Annotated in this window: 12 protein-coding genes and 2 pseudogenes; 8 read left to right on the top strand and 6 right to left on the bottom strand. The window is 75.1% G+C overall.

Annotation, left to right across the window (positions count from 1 at the left end; translation table 11 throughout):
• The first annotated feature begins 37 nt into the window (after positions 1-37).
• From GEV43_RS06870 to GEV43_RS06855, 4 genes and pseudogenes are all read left to right on the top strand, one after another.
• Positions 38-685 (top strand): DUF6758 family protein, encoded by a 648-nt coding sequence (locus GEV43_RS06870; protein WP_160819956.1) that lies wholly within the window; start codon positions 38-40, stop codon positions 683-685.
• 256 nt (positions 686-941) lie between these two features.
• Positions 942-1,795 (top strand): annotated as a pseudogene (locus GEV43_RS06865) (PHP domain-containing protein).
• Positions 1,796-1,805: 10 nt separating this feature from the next.
• Positions 1,806-2,513, top strand: coding sequence for an MBL fold metallo-hydrolase (locus GEV43_RS06860; protein WP_160819955.1), 708 nt, complete (start codon positions 1,806-1,808; stop codon positions 2,511-2,513).
• Between the two features lie 36 nt (positions 2,514-2,549).
• A complete protein-coding gene (locus GEV43_RS06855) occupies positions 2,550-3,446 on the top strand; it encodes a PD-(D/E)XK nuclease family protein (RefSeq protein ID WP_309239496.1) in 897 nt (298 codons plus the stop codon).
• Here GEV43_RS06855 and GEV43_RS06850 read toward each other — a convergent pair.
• Both GEV43_RS06850 and GEV43_RS06845 read right to left on the bottom strand, forming a co-directional pair.
• Positions 3,426-4,426: pseudogene (locus GEV43_RS06850) on the bottom strand (oxygenase MpaB family protein). The gene GEV43_RS06855 and the pseudogene GEV43_RS06850 sit on opposite strands and share 21 nt — an antisense overlap.
• A gap of 230 nt (positions 4,427-4,656) precedes the next feature.
• Entirely contained in the window at positions 4,657-5,538 is an 882-nt protein-coding gene (locus GEV43_RS06845; protein WP_160819954.1) for an alpha/beta fold hydrolase, read from the bottom strand.
• A gap of 104 nt (positions 5,539-5,642) precedes the next feature.
• Between GEV43_RS06845 and GEV43_RS06840 the strand changes: the two genes are divergently transcribed.
• Positions 5,643-6,335, top strand: a complete 693-nt coding sequence (locus GEV43_RS06840) for a glycerophosphodiester phosphodiesterase (protein WP_160819953.1) — start codon at positions 5,643-5,645, stop codon at positions 6,333-6,335.
• A gap of 179 nt (positions 6,336-6,514) precedes the next feature.
• Here GEV43_RS06840 and GEV43_RS06835 read toward each other — a convergent pair whose 3' ends face one another.
• A complete protein-coding gene (locus tag GEV43_RS06835; RefSeq protein ID WP_375539085.1) occupies positions 6,515-8,041 on the bottom strand; it encodes a DEAD/DEAH box helicase in 1,527 nt (508 codons plus the stop codon).
• A 562-nt stretch (positions 8,042-8,603) separates the two neighbouring features.
• Between GEV43_RS06835 and GEV43_RS06830 the strand changes: the two genes are divergently transcribed.
• Genes GEV43_RS06830 through GEV43_RS06820 form a run of 3 tightly spaced genes read left to right on the top strand, consistent with a single transcriptional unit; the run spans position 8,604 to position 13,236 of the window.
• Positions 8,604-9,416: a hypothetical protein gene (locus tag GEV43_RS06830; RefSeq protein ID WP_160819952.1), complete on the top strand. Its 813-nt coding sequence runs from the start codon at positions 8,604-8,606 to the stop codon at positions 9,414-9,416.
• Complete coding sequence (locus tag GEV43_RS06825) at positions 9,413-11,425, top strand: serine/threonine-protein kinase (RefSeq protein ID WP_160819951.1); 2,013 nt, start codon at positions 9,413-9,415, stop codon at positions 11,423-11,425. Before GEV43_RS06830 ends, GEV43_RS06825 begins: the two co-directional genes overlap by 4 nt.
• On the top strand, positions 11,422-13,236 hold the full coding sequence (locus GEV43_RS06820; RefSeq protein ID WP_160819950.1) for a protein kinase: 1,815 nt from the start codon (positions 11,422-11,424) through the stop codon (positions 13,234-13,236). The genes GEV43_RS06825 and GEV43_RS06820 overlap by 4 nt, the downstream gene beginning before the upstream one ends.
• A gap of 84 nt (positions 13,237-13,320) precedes the next feature.
• Here the strand turns inward: GEV43_RS06820 and GEV43_RS06815 are convergent, their stop codons facing one another.
• The 3 genes from GEV43_RS06815 to GEV43_RS06805 all read right to left on the bottom strand — a co-directional run bounded on the left by GEV43_RS06815 (position 13,321) and on the right by GEV43_RS06805 (position 14,898).
• Positions 13,321-13,617, bottom strand: a complete 297-nt coding sequence (locus GEV43_RS06815) for a GlsB/YeaQ/YmgE family stress response membrane protein (RefSeq protein ID WP_160819949.1) — start codon at positions 13,615-13,617, stop codon at positions 13,321-13,323.
• 114 nt (positions 13,618-13,731) lie between these two features.
• Entirely contained in the window at positions 13,732-13,968 is a 237-nt protein-coding gene (locus tag GEV43_RS54630; protein WP_160819948.1) for a DUF3107 domain-containing protein, read from the bottom strand.
• Between the two features lie 309 nt (positions 13,969-14,277).
• Entirely contained in the window at positions 14,278-14,898 is a 621-nt protein-coding gene (locus GEV43_RS06805; protein ID WP_160819947.1) for a TetR/AcrR family transcriptional regulator, read from the bottom strand.
• Between the last annotated feature and the right edge of the window lie 212 nt (positions 14,899-15,110).

Raw genomic sequence — 15,110 nt, 5'->3', positions numbered from 1 at the left:
TGACGCGGGCGGAGCCGGCCGCGCACTGTTGGTAAGCATGAGGGCGGAGCCCACCTGCCCGCGCTGCGCGGGTCCGTTGAGCGCGCCGAGCCTCTGGTCGAGCGACTGGAGTTGCGGCGCGCACGGCGCGGTACTGCCGAGACAGCCGTCCAAGCGCCCCGGCGCCGAGGGACTCGCCGCCGCCCTGCGCGACGCGCGCGTCCCGGTCTGGACCCCGTGGCCGCTGCCGCCCGGCTGGCTGGTCACCGGGTTCGCGACGGTCGGCGACGACCGCAGCGGCACCCGCGCGTGCGCCGTCGCGCTGGCCGGCCCCGGCCTGCTCACCGGCCCCGCCGACTTGCTGCTGATCGCCGAGCAGCCGGGCGTCGGCCTCGGCGCCCACCACGCCGGCTTGGACGGGCCCGACCCCGGCGAGGGGTTCGGCAAGGAACCGCCGCACGTCAAGCTCGTCGTGGGCGGTCCCGCCGCGACCGCCGAGCACTCGGTGCCGATGTGGGCGGTCGAGGCGCCGCCCGACCGCGCCGTCTACGTCGGTGAGGCGCTCGGCGACTGGCTGTGGGCGGTGCTGTGGCCGCCCGACGCGGGCGCCCTGCTGCTCGAACGCCGCCACCTCCTCGACCTGCGCGAGCCCGGCATGGAGCTCGACCTCCCGTACGGCGCGTTCAGCCCCCGCCTCGACGGCTGACCCCGCGACCGGTCGGGCCGGTAGGACGGGCGGGCCGGTGGGACGGGCGGGCCGGTGGGACGGGCGGGCCGGTGGGACGGGCGGGCCGGTGGGACGGGCGGGCCGGTGGGACGGGCGGGCCGGTGGGACGGGCGGGCCGGTGGGACGGGCGGGCCGGTGGGACGGGCGGGCCGGTGGGACGGGCGGGCCGGTGGGACGGGCGGGCCGGTGGGACGGGCGGTGCCGGTGGGACGGGCGGTGCTGGTAGGAAGAGGGCATGCGGATTGATCTGCACGCGCACAGCAGCGTGTCGGACGGGACGCGGCCCCCGCCGAGGTCGTACGGCGCGCCCGGGCGGCCGGGCTGGACGCCGTCGCGCTCACCGACCACGACTCGGTCGCCGGCTGGGACGAGGCCGCCGCCGCCCTCCCGGACGGGCTCGCGCTCGTTCCCGGGATCGAGCTGTCGTGCGAGCACGCCGGGGCGAGCGTGCACCTGCTCGGCTACCTGTTCGACCCGGGCGACGCGGAGCTGGCCGCCGAGATCGCCCGCATCCGCGACGACCGGGTGATCCGCGCGCGGACCATGGTCGAACGGCTCCGCGAGCTCGGCGCCGACGTCACCTGGGAACGCGTCCGGGCCCTCGCGCGGGGCGAGGCGGTCGGCCGCCCGCACATCGCGCGCGCGATGGTGGAGGCGGGCGCGGTCGCCACGATCGACGAGGCGTTCACCCCGGAGTGGATCGCGCCCGGCGGCCGGGCGCACGCCGACCGGTACGCGCCCGACCCCGTCCGCGCCGTCGGGCTCGTCCGCGCGGCGGGCGGCGTCTGCGTGCTCGCGCACCCGCGCGCCCGCGCGTACGGCTACGTCGCCCCCGACGAGCTGATCGCGGAGCTGGCCGCCGCCGGGCTCGCCGGGCTGGAGGCCGACCACCCCGACCAGGCCCCGCCGGACCGGGCCGAGCTGCGCGGCCTGGCCGCCGACCTGGGCGTTGTCGCGACCGGCTCCAGTGACGACCACGGCGCGATGACCGGCGACCGCCTCGGCGCCGAGACGACCGCGCCCGCCGCGTACGAGGCGCTCCTGGACGCCGCGTCCGGCGGGCCCCGAAGGAGCCCGGAAACCCGGTAGGGTGCGGGGCGTGGACGCGCGCATCGAACAGGTGGTGACGACGGGGAAGCTCACCCTGGACGACACCGAACACGACGTCGAGAACAACACCTACATCGTCGGCGACGACGACGAGGTCATCGTGATCGACCCGGCCTACGACGCCGAGGCCATCCTCAAGGAGGTCGGCGACCGCGAGGTCATGGCCGTGATCCTCACCGACGGCAACGAGCACCACCTCGGCGTGGTGCTGGAGGTCGCCGCCGCGGGCGAGGACGACGAGGAGGACTGGGCCCCCATCGCGCTGCACCGCGCCGACCGGCTGCTGTGGCGCGACTACTTCGGCCGGCTCGCCAAGCAGGAGGAGGACGAGGACGACGCCAAGGCCCTGCGCGCCCTCGAACCCGACATCTGGCTGGAGGACGGCGGGGTCTTCGAGATCGGCGGCGCCGCCCTGGAGGTCGTGCACACGCCCGGCCACACCCCGGGCAGCATCAGCGTGATCAGCGAGCAGCTCGGCGTGCTGCTGTCGGGCGACACCCTGCACCGCGGCCGTCCCGGCTCGATCGGCGGCCAGTACGAGGACCTGCGCAAGCAGCTCAACTCCATCGGCGCGCTGCTCACCCCCCTGCCCAAGGACCTGAAGGTCCTCCCGGGGCAGGGCGAGGAGACGACCGTCGGTGAGGAGGACGCCCGCTGGGAGACCTGGGGCGCCCTCGCCCGCGAGGACGACGCCTGAGCGCGGGCCGCTGAGGCCGGCGGGCGGGCGGACGACGTGGGCGCGGAGCAGCTCGGCTTCGAGGGCATGCCGCGACGGCTCTACACCTGCACGCCGTCGCGGCTGAACGCGTGGCTCGACTGCCCGCGCCGCTACCGGATGACCTACCTCGACCGTCCGATGCCGCCCAAGGGCCCGCCGTGGGCCCACAACAGCTTCGGCGCCAGCGTCCACAACGCGCTCGCCGCGTGGTGGCGCCTGCCGCGGGCCGAGCGCACGGCCGAGGCGGCGGGCGCGCTGCTCGTGCGCGGCTGGCTGACCGACGGGTTCCGCGACGAGGCGCAGTCCGCCGAGCAGCGCGAGCGGGCCCGCGAGATGGTCGAACGGTACGCCGCGGGCCTCGACCCGTCCGACGAGCCCCTCGGCGTCGAACGGACCGTCGCGACCCGCACCGACCGGATCGCGGTCTCGGGCCGCATCGACCGGCTCGACGCGCGCGGCTCCGAGCTGGTCATCGTCGACTACAAGACCGGGCGGCACGTCCTCACCGCCGACGACGCGCGCGGCTCGCTGGCCCTCGCCCTCTACGCGATCGCGGCGTCCCGCGTCCTGCGCCGCCCCTGCCACCGCGTCGAGCTGCACCACCTGCCGTCCGGCGAGGTCGCGGTCTGGGACCACACCGACGAGACGCTCCAGCGGCACCTGCGCCGCGCGGAGGGCATCGCCGCCGAGGCCGCAGCGGCCGACGAGGCGTACAAGACGCGACTCGGAGGCGTTCCGCGGCCCCGCTCCGGCGAGGGCCCGGCGATCGACCACGCCCCGTACGACGAGGTCTTCCCGCCGCGTCCGGGCTCCCTCTGCTCCTGGTGCGACTTCGCCCGCCACTGCCCCGAGGGCCTGGAGGCCGCGCCGCGCAAGGACCCGTGGGCGGCCCTACCCGTCCTCGAAGCCTGAACGACCCGGAACCCCGCACCACGCCGTACGCGGTGGGTGCGGGGCTTTTCCGTTCTGCCCGGGTCCCCTCCCGCCTAGGCGGCGACGAGGGGCGGGGGCGGGCCAGCGGCGCGGGTCGCGCAGGCCGTAGAGGCCCTTGCCGACGTCGTAGCCCTCGGCGGCGAGCCGCCGGCGGGCCCGTTCGAGCATGTCGCGGGTGGGCTTGGCGAACGCGTAGTCGTGCACCCGTTCGGGCAGCGTGCTCATCGTCGTCCGGAACGACCTGAGGGCCGCCGTCACGGCGGGCTGCGGCACCTCGGGCAGCGTCCCGTACATCCTGCGCGCCCAGCCGGGCAGCGAGTAGTAGCAGAGCGCCCCGAACGGGAAGTAGCCCGGCTTGCCGGGGTTCAGGAACTTCAGGTTCTCCGGCATCGTCGGCCACAGCAGGAACCGCACCGTGGCCGCCGCCTCCTCGGTGACGCGGAGCTGGGGCCGCATCGAGGCGAGGTAGTCCTCCATCTCCGCGACGCTGCCCGGCACGTCCTCGGCGTGCAGCCCGACGTACGTCGCGGTGTGGCGCTGCTCGTCCAGGTACCGGTCGGCCATCGCGTCGGTCAGCGGCAGCCCGGCGCGCCGCGCGACCTCCAGGTAGGAGTAGACCTCGGCGCAGTGCACCCACAGCAGCAGCTCGGGCTGGTCGAGCCGCTCCTTCTTGCCGGTGTCGTGGTTGAGGATGCGCAGGCTGCGGTGGATCCGCGGACCTTCGCGGCCAGCGCGTCGATCTCCTCGTGGCTGCCGAACGTGGCCATGCCGACGAAGTCGGCGGTGCGCTGGAGCCGTCCGAGCGGGTCCTCCTGGAAGTTGGAGTTCTGCCAGACGCCCCACATGGCCATGGGGTGCAGGGCCTGGAGCATGAGGCTGCGGACCCCGCCGACCCACATGGACCGGTCGATGTGGACGCGCCACGTGACGCTTTCGGGTGGCTGGACGGTGGCCGTCATGAGCACCTCGCGGCTTCTCCGGGGGAGGGCGCTCCCCGCATGGCGTGAGACAAACTGAAGTAAGTGTGTCATTACGCCGCCGCGCCCGCACACCCGCCCCCCATGAACGGGATCGGAAGCGCCGGAAAGCCGCTTCCGGGCCCAAGGAGCCCCAGGGGGGAGGCGAGGGAGGGCGGGCGCTCCGCGGAAGCCTGTACGGGGCTCTCAGGCGTTCTGGCGGACGGTCCCGGTCAGCGGACGACGCAGCGTTCGGCGTGGTTCCAGAACTCGGTGAGGGCGCTCGCGGTGGTCTCCGGCGCCTCGACGGCGGGGGAGTGCGCGGCGCTCGGGATGACGACCTTGCCGGCGCCCAGGCGTTCGGCCATGGCCGCCTGCTCGCGCGGGTCCCAGACGTCGTCGTCCTCGCCGTACAGGACGAGCAGCCGCAGCGCGGCGTCCTCGGCGGTCTTGGCGAGCTCGTCGACGCGGTCGGGCGCCTCCAGCAGCTCGCGGGCCATCGCCACGAGCCCGGTCTCGGAGTTGCCGAGCGTGCGGGCCTTGAGGAAGGCGACGATCTCGGGCGGGACGCCGCGCCGGGCCGCGTCCGGCTCCAGGCTGATCGCCCAGATCCGTCCCATCCCGAGCTGCGGGATCGCGTCGCGCAGGGCCTGCGCCTTCGCCGCCGCCTGGCCGGTCACCCCGGACGGCCCCGAGCTCATCAGGGTGAACGAGGCGGGCGCGCATCCGCTCGACAGCACCGCCTCGCGCGTCACCAGGCCGCCGAACGAGTGCCCGACCAGGTGCACCGGGTCGGGCCCGAGCGCCTCGGCGAGCGCCGCCACGTCGTCGCCGAGCGCGCCGCACGCGTACGCGGCCGGATCGTCGGGCCCCTCGGTCTCGTACTGGCCGCGCAGGTCGATCGCGACCACCCGCCGCCCGGCGCCTGCGAGCGTCTGGAGGACGGCGATGAAGTCCTCCTTGCTGCCGGTGTAGCCGGGGACGAGGAGGGCGGGGCGGCGTTCGGGTACGCCCGACCCCGGGAGCGCCTCCAGAGCCGCGAACGGGCCGCGGGACGTCTCGACGGTCGTCCGGCGAACGCCGGGGGGCAGAGTCAGGAACCGGGGCGTACTCACAGAGGGCCACCATACTAAATATGCACAGGCAGACACCGGTGAAGAAGGTTCGGTGGTAGCGTCCGAAACGTGGACTCCCGTCTCCGCCGCGGCGCCGAGCCGTCATGACCGCCGTGTCCGCGCACCGCCGGGACGACGCGGGCCTGTCCGGGCTCCGCGACGCCGTCGCCTCCGGGGCCGAGTACGCCGAGATCGACGTGCGCCGCACGGGCGACGGCCGCCTCGTCGTCCACCACGACGCCGCCGTCGAAGGCGTTCCGCTCAACCGTCTCCCCTACGCGCGGGCGCGCGAGCTGGCGGGCGGGCGGTCCCTCCCGCTCGTGACCGAGGCGCTGGAGATCATGGCGGGCCGCGTCCGCGGCCACCTCGACCTCAAGGAGCACGGCTGCGAGCACGAGACCGTCGCGCTGGGCCTGGAGGCGTTCGGGCCGGACGGGTTCGTCGTCACCACCCGCGAGGTCCGCTCGATCGCCGAGATCAAGCGCGCGTACCCGCGGGTCAGGGCGGCCCTGTCGGTGGGGCGCAGCCTCTGGGAGCCGGGCGTGGTCGCCGACTTCGCGCCGCTGCGGCTGATCCGCCGCTCCGGCGCCGACATGGTCGCGCTCAACCACCGCCTCGCGCGGGTCGGCGTGCTGCGGCAGTGCGCCCGCGCCGGGTTCCCCGCGATGGTCTGGACGGTCAACGCGGTGCCCCTGATGCGCCGTTTCATCGGCGACCCGAGGGTGGCCGTGCTCGTGACCGACCACCCCGGCACCGCCCTGTCCCTCCGCGACGCGGGTGCGGGGCTCGTGCCGTGACTCGTGGCGAGAAGAGTGCGGCCGCCCGGTAGCGGGACGGCCGCGATCATGCGTCCGGCCGGCAACGAGCGTGAAGGTGGTTCACGGCCGTCGCCCGGCCGGTCCTGCGCGGGCTGCCCGGAGAGGACCGGACGGCCCGGTGGGGACGGGCGGGGGCGCGAGCGGGAGCGCCCCTCCCGTCAGGCGCTCTGCGGCGCCTCGGCGGCCTCGCCGCGCTCGGACGGCTTGCCCCCGCGCGTGCGGCGCCGGCTCCGGGACCGCTTGCGCTCGGCGCCTCCCGCGCCGGTGGAGGCGTCGTGCCCGCCGTCGTCGGCCTTGGCCTGGTCGGCGGCGGCCTCCGGCGCCGCGGGCTCGGCGCCCGCCGTGCCGGTCGCGACGGGCTTGCCGCCGCGGGTCCGGGCGCGGGGACGGCGCGCGCGCCGCCGCGGCCGGGACCGCTCGCCGTCGTGGTCGCCGTCATGGTCGCGATCGCGGTCGCGGGTGTGCGAACGGATCTTGCCGGTCTCGCCGATGTCCTCCAGCTCCTCGGCGTCGAGGCCCGCGCGCTCGCCGCGCTGCTCCTTGGGCAGCTTGCCCTTGGTGCCCGCGGGGATGCCGAGCGCCTCGAAGAAGTGCGGGGAGGTGGAGTAGGTCTCCTCCGGCGCACCGAACGGCAGGTCGAGCGTGCCGTTGATCAGCTTCCACCGGGTCAGGTCGGCCCAGTCGACGAGCGTGACGGCGATGCCCTCCTTGCCCGCGCGGCCGGTGCGGCCGATGCGGTGCACGTAGGTGTCGGCGCTGTCGGGGCACTCGTAGTTGACCACGTGGGTGACGTCGTCGACGTCGAGCCCGCGGGCCGCCACGTCGGTGGCCACCAGCACGTCGATCTTGCCATTGCGGAACGCGCGCAGCGCCCGCTCCCGCTGGCCCTGGCCGAGGTCGCCGTGCACGGCGGCGGCGGAGAAGCCGCGCTGCGCGAGGTCGGCCGCGACCCGGTCGCAGGCCCGCTTGGTCTGGCAGAACACCATGGTCAGCCCGCGGCCCTCGGCCTGGAGCAGGCGCGCCAGCATCTCAGGCTTGTCCATCTGGTGGGCCTGGAAGACGTGCTGGACGACCTGCGGCGTCGCGTCGGACTCGGTGTGCGACTCGGCGCGCACGTTGGTCGGCCGGGTCAGGTAGCGGCGCGACAGCGCGACGATCTCGCCGGGCATGGTGGCCGAGAACAGCATGGTCTGCCGCTTGGCCGGGATCCGCTCGACGATCCGCTCGATGTCGGGCAGGAAGCCCAGGTCGAGCATCCGGTCGGCCTCGTCCAGGACGAGGATGCCGACCTGCGAGAGGTCCAGGTGCTTCTGCTTGACCAGGTCGAGCAGCCGCCCCGGGGTGCCGACGACGACGTCGACGCCCTCGCGCAGGGCCTCGATCTGGGGCTCGTACGCCCGGCCGCCGTACACCGACAGCACGCGGGAGCCGAGCTTGCCGCCCGCCACCAGCAGGTCGTCGGTGACCTGGAGGGCCAGCTCGCGGGTCGGCGCGACGACGAGCGCCTGCGGCTTCTTTCCGCCGTGCTCGATGCGCTGGAGCAGCGCGGCGCCGAACGCGAGGGTCTTGCCGGTGCCCGTACGGGCCTGGCCGATGATGTCGTGCCCGCCCAGCGCGATCGGCAGGGCGAGCTCCTGGATGGGGAACGCTTGGACGATGCCCTCGGCTTCGAGGGCGTCTGCTATCTCGGGTACGACCCCGAGTTCACGAAAGGTAGTCAGGGCTTTCAGCCTCCAAAAGTGCGGGGTCCTCACTCCCCTGGGCGGCGCTGCTCGGTGCCCGGCGCGGCCTGATGCCGACGGCGGGAAGCCGATGGGCCGGGCCGTTCAAGAACACGGGCGGCGCCGACGGGGCTCTGCGTGTCGAGCATGCCCGCCGGTCGCTTCCTGTGGCCGCGCGCTCGCGCGGGAGGGACCAGCCGTCAATCAATTCGTCGGGCGACCGCGGTCAGGGGATGAGAGCAGTCACTCGCTGTGGCTGCGTGCGGTCACACTCCGCGACGCAGTGTACCGACCGTGGTTCGCCTACACCAATAGCCGATCACCTGTACCAACGGTTCCCTGTTCCCAGGTATTCCATGCGCGCGGCGCGGTCGGCCATGCGAAAGGCCCGCAAGCCCCTGCCCGTACCGCCTCCCGGGAGGTAGCGGCCACATCCGGACATCCCGCACCGGCCTCGACTTCCTGTCATTCTTGGACCCGCTGAGACGGGAGCCCGGCGCGGGCCGGGCGAGGAGGTACGGAACGTATGCGGGCGAGTGTGAAGGGCGTGCTGGCCATGGCCGCCGCGGCCGTGACGGTGGCGGCGGGGGCGGCCGGGTGCTCCTCGTCGGACGGCGGGGGCGAGGGCTCGGGCCCGGGGGCGGGACGGGCGAACGGCCCGGTCGTGGAGCAGGACGGCACCGCCCACCCGGCGCAGCTCGTCAAGCTGAACAACGCCCAGCACGTGAAGGTCCCGGGCGTGGCGGACGCGGCGGCGGCCAAGAAGATCGACGACGCGTTCCACGCCCCGATCGACTGGGCGGTGAAGTGGGCCGGGGCCACGCTGCTGAAGGAGCAGCGGGCCGAGTGCGGGAACCGGTCCAACGTGATCAGCGTCGGCGTGCGGATCGGGCTGCGGGGCGACATCGTCTCCGCCGCGAGCGCGATCAGGATGGTGCCCTGCTACGAGGGGGAGGGCAGCCTGCCGACCGTCCCGGTGACGGCGGACGTCAAGGCGGGCAAGGTCCTCGCGCCCGAGGACGTCCTCACCGCCGGGGCCCTGCGCGGGAAGGGCCTGAAGACCCTCTTCGACCGCCTGTCGGGCCCGAAGGACGACTGGAAGGACTGCGAGCTGGAGCTCCGGCGCGCGGACCTGTACCCGGGCAAGCGCGACGGCGACCCGATCGAGTCGCCCGCGCCCGCCGGGCTGCTGTTCACCCAGCAGGGCCTGGAGCTGATCTGGTCCACCACCGGCACCGACTGCAACAACTTCACGTTCACCGCCCCGTACGACAAGGTGAAGGACCTGATCAAGCCCGACCTTTACCCGCGCCTGGTCGCCGCGGCGGGCGCGAAATGACCTCCGGCCCCCCGGACGGTTCGCGTGCCGACGGACCGTTCTCCGACGGCTCCCCGGACGGCTCCCCGGACGGCGGCCCGGTGGGCGGGCCGGTAGGCGGCGGCCCGCTGGGCGGATCGGACGCGGGGCCCGAGGCCGGACCCGGCACCCCGGACGGGTCGGCCGACGGCTCTTCCGGCGGACCGGCGGCGGGGCCCGCGTGGCGGCTGGCCGGGTACACCGAGATCCGCGAGCTGGGCGCGGGCGCGCAGGGCCGGGTCGTCCTCGCGCGCGACGACTTCGCCGGCGAGCAGGTCGCGATCAAGTACCTGGCCCGGCACGAGGGCGACGGCACGGCCGTCGCGCGGCTGCGGGAAGAGGCGGCCATGCTCGCGCAGGTCACCGACCCGCATGTGGTGCGGCTGCTGCGGTTCGAGTCCGGGGAGCAGGGCGCGGCGCTCGTCATGGAGGCGGTGAACGGTGTCTCGCTGAAGCGGGTCCTTGCCGAGCATGGTGCGCTGGAGCCGGAGGCGGCGCTGGCCGTTCTCAAGGGTTCGCTGCTGGGGTTGGCCGCCGCGCACGGCGTGGGGGTCGTGCACCGTGACTACAAGCCCGCCAACGTCGTGGTGCGGGCGGACGGGCTGAGCAAGCTGATCGACTTCGGGATCGCGGCCCTCGCCGGGGACGCGTCCCGTTCGGGCACGCCCGCGTACATGGCGCCTGAGCAGTGGCGCGGCGAGCCGTCCTCGCCCGCCACCGACGTGTACGCGGCGACCTGCGTGTTCTTCGAGTGCGTGACCGGCCGCCGCCCGTACGGCCCCGGCTCGCTCGCGGAGACGCGCGACCGCCACCTGAACGCCCCCGCTCCCGTGGACGACGTGCCCGAGCCCCTGCGCCCGCTGCTCGAACGCGGCCTCGCCAAGAGCGCCTGGGACCGTCCGCCGGGCGCGTCCGCGTTCGTCGGCGAACTGGAGGAGGCCGCGAGCGCCGCGTACGGGCCGGACTGGGAGCAGCGCGGGGTGCGCGCCCTCGCCGTGGCCGCGGCGGCGCTCGCCGCCCTCTTCCCGCTCGGCGCGGCGGTGGTCGGCACGGGCGCCGCGGCCGGGAGCGCGGCGGCCGGGAGCGCCGCCTCGGGAACGGCCGCCGCAGCGGGCGGCGGGCTCCTCGCGTCCACCGGGGCCAAGGTCGCCCTCGCCGTCGGCACCGCCGCCGTCGTCGCCACCGGAGGCGGCACCGCCGCGTACATCGCGTCCGACGACGGGCCGGGCGACCGGCGGACGAGGAACGGCGCGCCGTCCGCGAGCCCGGCCGCCGCGGTCCCGGTCTCCGCGATCTCGGCCCTCAACCGGACCACGCCGCTGCCGGGCCGTCCCGCCCTCCAGCTCCAGAACGCCCAGTACGTGCAGGTCAGCGGCATCGCGGACCCCGCGCTCCGCACCCGCGTCAACGCCGCCCTGCGCGCCCCGCTCGACCGCCGGGTGGACCAGTTCCGGGCGTACGTCGCCGGCCCGCACACCAGCGCCGTCGACACGCCCCGGTGCGCGCGGCTGACGAGCCGGGTGTCGATCCGCTACAGCGGCCCCCGGCTGATCTCCGTACGGCACCTGTTCGAACGCCGGACCTGCAACGTCGTGGACGAGGGGCTCCCGTACAAGGAGACCGTGACCGTCGACCTGCGCACGGGCCGGGCCCTCGGGCCCGCCGACGTCTTCCGCGACCTCGGCCCGTCCGGGATCTCGGCGATCGCCCGGACGGTCCCGAAGCCGCCGCCCGGCAAGCGCGACTGCGTGCAGGGGCCGCTGAAACGCGCCGATCTGGAGCCCGCCGCCGCGGCGGGCGGGCTCGTCCAGGTGCAGCTCTCGTTCGCCCGCGACGGCCTCGAACTGAACTACGCGGGCTGGGTCGAGTGCGGCGACGGCCTCGTCCTCACCGTCCCGTACGCCCGCGTCACGGGCCTGCTGAGACCCGGCCTCGTCCCCGCCCTGCCCGCCGCCGCGCCGCCCGCCGGGCCGTCCCCCTCGCGCACATGAGCGGCTGGCGGGTCGAGGGCTTCACCGAGGTCCGCGAGCTGGGATCGGGCGCGCAGGGCCGAGTCGTCCTCGCCCGGCACGCCACCGCGGGCACGCCCGTCGCGATCAAGTACCTGGCCCGCAGGGACGGCGACGAGCGCGCGGTCGAACGGCTGCGCGGCGAGGCGCTCATGCTCGGCCGGGTGGACGACCCGCACGTGGTGCGGCTGTACCGGTTCGTCTCCGGGGAGCAGGGCGCGGCGCTGGTCATGGAGGCGGTGAACGGCGTCTCGCTCAAACGGGTCCTTGCCGAGCATGGTGCGCTGGAGCCGGAGGCGGCGCTGGCCGTTCTCAAGGGTTCGCTGCTGGGGTTGGCCGCCGCGCACGGCGTCGGGGTCGTGCACCGTGACTACAAGCCCGCCAACGTCGTCGTGCAGGCGGACGGGCTGAGCAAGCTGATCGACTTCGGGGTCGCCACGCTCGCCGGGGAGGGCGCGGGCTCCGGCACGCCCGCGTACATGGCGCCCGAGCAGTGGGAGCGGCGGCCCTCCGGCCCGGCCACCGACGTGTACGCCGCGACGTGCGTGTTCTTCGAGTGCGTGACCGGCCGCCGCCCGTACGGGCCCGGCGACGCCGCCGCCCTCGCCGCCGCGCACCTGCGCGCGCCCGTGCCCGTCGAGGACGTCCCCGAGCCGCTGCGCGACCTGGTCGCGCGGGGCATGGCCAAGCGGCCGGACGACCGCCCGGCCGGAGCGGCGGCGTTCGCGGCCGACCTGGAACGGGCCGCGGGCGCCGCGTACGGCCCGGACTGGGAGCGCCGCGGCGTCCGCGCCCTCGCCGGTGCCGCCGTCGCCCTCGCCGCCGTGTTCCCGCTGGTCGTCGCGGGCCTCGCCCCGGCGGGCGGCGGAGCCGCGGTGGCCGTCACGGCCGGGGGAGCCGCGGGCGGGACGGCGGCCGGAACGGGCGGCGGCCTGCTGGCCGCCACGGGCGCGAAGGTCACGGCGGGCGTGATCGCGACGGCGGCCGTCACCGCGGGCGGCGCGGGCGTCTACGCGGCCGGAACGGGCGGCGGCCCGGACCGTCCCGCCGCCTCGGCGTCGCCGGTGATCGCCGTGCGGCCGGCGTCGTTCAGCCGGACGCTCAGCGGCCCCGCCGCCCGCGTCTCGGTCCGCTACCCCCGGATCACCGGCCTCGCGACGCCCGCCCTGGAGCGCCGGGTCAACGAGATCGTCCGCGCCCCGGTCGAACGCTGGGCCTCGTCGATCAACAAGGACGTCCTGGCGTTCGACACCGCCGAGCCGCGGTCCCCGTACGAGGGCACGGCGGGCTACGAGGTCGGGCTGAAGGGCCCGCGCTACTTCAGCGTCCGCTACACCTACGGCGGCAGCGTCCTGACGAAGAACGCGACGGTCAAGGAGATCGTGACCGTGGACCTCGCGACCGGCCGCGCGCTGAAGCCGACCGACCTGCTCCGCCCCGAGACGGCCACGGCATCCGGCGCGAGCGCGCTCACCGCGCGCCTGGTCGAGCACGGGCCGGGCGGCGTGGCGCTCTGCGGGGGACCGTTCTGGGACTCGGAAGGCCAGCGCTACACCGCCCGCAACCCGGAGGCGGAGGACCTCACGCCCGCGCAGATCAGGTCGGAGGACGTCCGGCTGTTCCTGACCGGGCGCGGCGCCGAGTTCTACCTGCCGCTGCCGAGCATGGGCTACAGCATGGCGTGCGGGCGCGCGTGGAAGCCGGTCGTCGTGCCGTACGCGCGGCTGGGGGAGTTCCTGCGGCCGGACGTCTTCCGCGCGGCGGGCGTCCCCGTCCCCGCCGCCCGCCCCTGACGCGGCGGCCGGGCAGGAGGAAGCCCCCCGCGTGCAGGGTCGCGGGGGGCTTCCGGGTCTATCGGGTCGGTCGCCGTGCCGGGGTCAGAACGTGCGCCTGCGCGTACGCCAGCCGCCTCCGCGCCAGCCTCGCGAACCGCCGCGCGTGTTGAGCTGGGTGAGGGCCGCCACGCCGAGCGCGGCGATGATCACCGCGAACACGAACGCGACGAGGCTGCCCGCGCCGAGGGCGCTCGCCACCACTCCGCCGAGGATCGCCCCGGCGATGCCGACGAGGATCGTCAGCAGGACGCCGATGGGGTTGCGGCCCGGGAGGATCAGCCGTGCCAGGGCTCCGATGACGGCACCGACGACGATGAACCAGAGAATCGTCGTGAGCATTGTCGATCACCATTCCGATGTCCGTGGGCCGCGTCGCGTGCCGTTCGGCGGCCCGTGGTCGGCATCGGTATGCCCGCCGTCCCGGGTTCAAACAAAACGCAGGTCAACCGGGGGTCAGGTGTACTGCGAGCCGCCGAACCCGACCCGGCGGCCCTCCTCCTCGGTGATCTCCAGGTAGCCGACCTTGTCGGCGGGGATGACCACGCGGCCGTTGCGCTGGTCGCGGAGCGTGAACACGCCGTTCTCGACCGCCAGCGCCTCGGCCAGCTCCCGCTGGACCTCCTCGGCGGACTGCGCGGTCTCGACCACGAGTTCCTTGGGGACGTACTGGACGCCGATGCGAACCTGCACACGATCTCCCTGGGGTGCGTCCCGTCCGCCGACGGCCGGCGGGGGCTGACTCCGATGGTCGCACGCGCACCGCCGGACGCGCCGCCCCGCCGCCTTCGCCACGAGAGAACGCGCCGCCGGACGACACGCGCGCACGCACCGCCCGGAGCGGACGCCTGGAGCGGACGTCCGGACGCGTCGCCCGGAGCGGACGCCCGGACGCAACGCCCGGAGCGGACGCCTGGACGGGTCGCCGGACACGCGACGGCCGCCGCCCCCGGTGCGGGGAGCGGCGGCCACGACGCGCGGGACGCGCGGAACGGACGAGGGTCAGCCGGTGCGCGGGAAACCGGAGATGCCGCGCCAGGCCAGCCGGGCGATGATCTTCTCGGCGGTGTCCTTCGGGATGGCCCGGTGCTGCGAGAGCCAGTAGCGGGCGCTGACCTCGGCCATGCCGACCAGGCCCATGCCGAGCAGGTGCGCCTCGTCGGCGGGGGCGTTGGTGTCCTCGGCGATCACCTGGGCGATCATCTCGGCGCACTGGGTGTTGGCGCGCTCGACGCGCGCGCGGACCGGGGCGACGTTGCGCAGGTCGGACTCGAAGACCAGGCGGTACGCCTCGCCCTCGCCCGCGACGAAGTCGTAGAACGCCTGCATGCTCGCCTGGACGCGCAGCTTGTTGTCCGTGGTGGACCCGAGCGCGTCGCGGACGGTGTTCACCAGCGCCTCGGCGTGCTCGTCGAGCAGGGCGAGGTAGAGCTCCAGCTTGCCCGGGAAGTGCTGGTAGAGCACGGGCTTGCTGACGCCCGCGCGTTCGGCGATCTCGTCCATCGCCGCGGCGTGATAGCCCTGGGCGACGAACACCTCCTGCGCGGCGCCGAGGAGCTGCCTACGGCGCGCCAGTCGCGGCAGTCTCGTGCCACGGGGGCGGGCGTCCGGGGTCGCGGTCACCACACTCTCCGATCACCGGTCATTGCGACGGGAGAGGGTGACCCGTCGCGGGGAATCAATCCCATCATCCTACGCGCCAGTAACCTCGCTGGTCACTAACAAAGCCGGGCACGTTCCTTCGTACCGCCATGCCAAAACCTCCGATCCGTCCGGCGGGAGCCCCCGCTCCGCCGGTCGGGAGCCCCGATCGGCCGTGCGGGCGGCCTTCCTGG

This window comes from Actinomadura sp. J1-007 (assembly GCF_009793335.1).
GTDB classification, from domain to species: domain Bacteria; phylum Actinomycetota; class Actinomycetes; order Streptosporangiales; family Streptosporangiaceae; genus Spirillospora; species Spirillospora yumaensis.
The sequence above is the reverse complement of the archived record's forward strand: the minus strand, read 5'-3'. Positions and strand labels throughout refer to the sequence as shown.

What these genes read in the sequence shown, in the direction of transcription:
- GEV43_RS06815 (WP_160819949.1), bottom strand. Translation starts at nt 13,617, where the DNA reads ATGCTCACGACGATTCTCTGGTTCATCGTCGTCGGTGCCGTCATCGGA.
- GEV43_RS06830 (WP_160819952.1), top strand. Translation starts at nt 8,604, where the DNA reads ATGCGGGCGAGTGTGAAGGGCGTGCTGGCCATGGCCGCCGCGGCCGTG.
- GEV43_RS06820 (WP_160819950.1), top strand. Translation starts at nt 11,422, where the DNA reads ATGAGCGGCTGGCGGGTCGAGGGCTTCACCGAGGTCCGCGAGCTGGGA.
- GEV43_RS06825 (WP_160819951.1), top strand. Translation starts at nt 9,413, where the DNA reads ATGACCTCCGGCCCCCCGGACGGTTCGCGTGCCGACGGACCGTTCTCC.
- GEV43_RS06840 (WP_160819953.1), top strand. Translation starts at nt 5,643, where the DNA reads ATGACCGCCGTGTCCGCGCACCGCCGGGACGACGCGGGCCTGTCCGGG.
- GEV43_RS06870 (WP_160819956.1), top strand. Translation starts at nt 38, where the DNA reads ATGAGGGCGGAGCCCACCTGCCCGCGCTGCGCGGGTCCGTTGAGCGCG.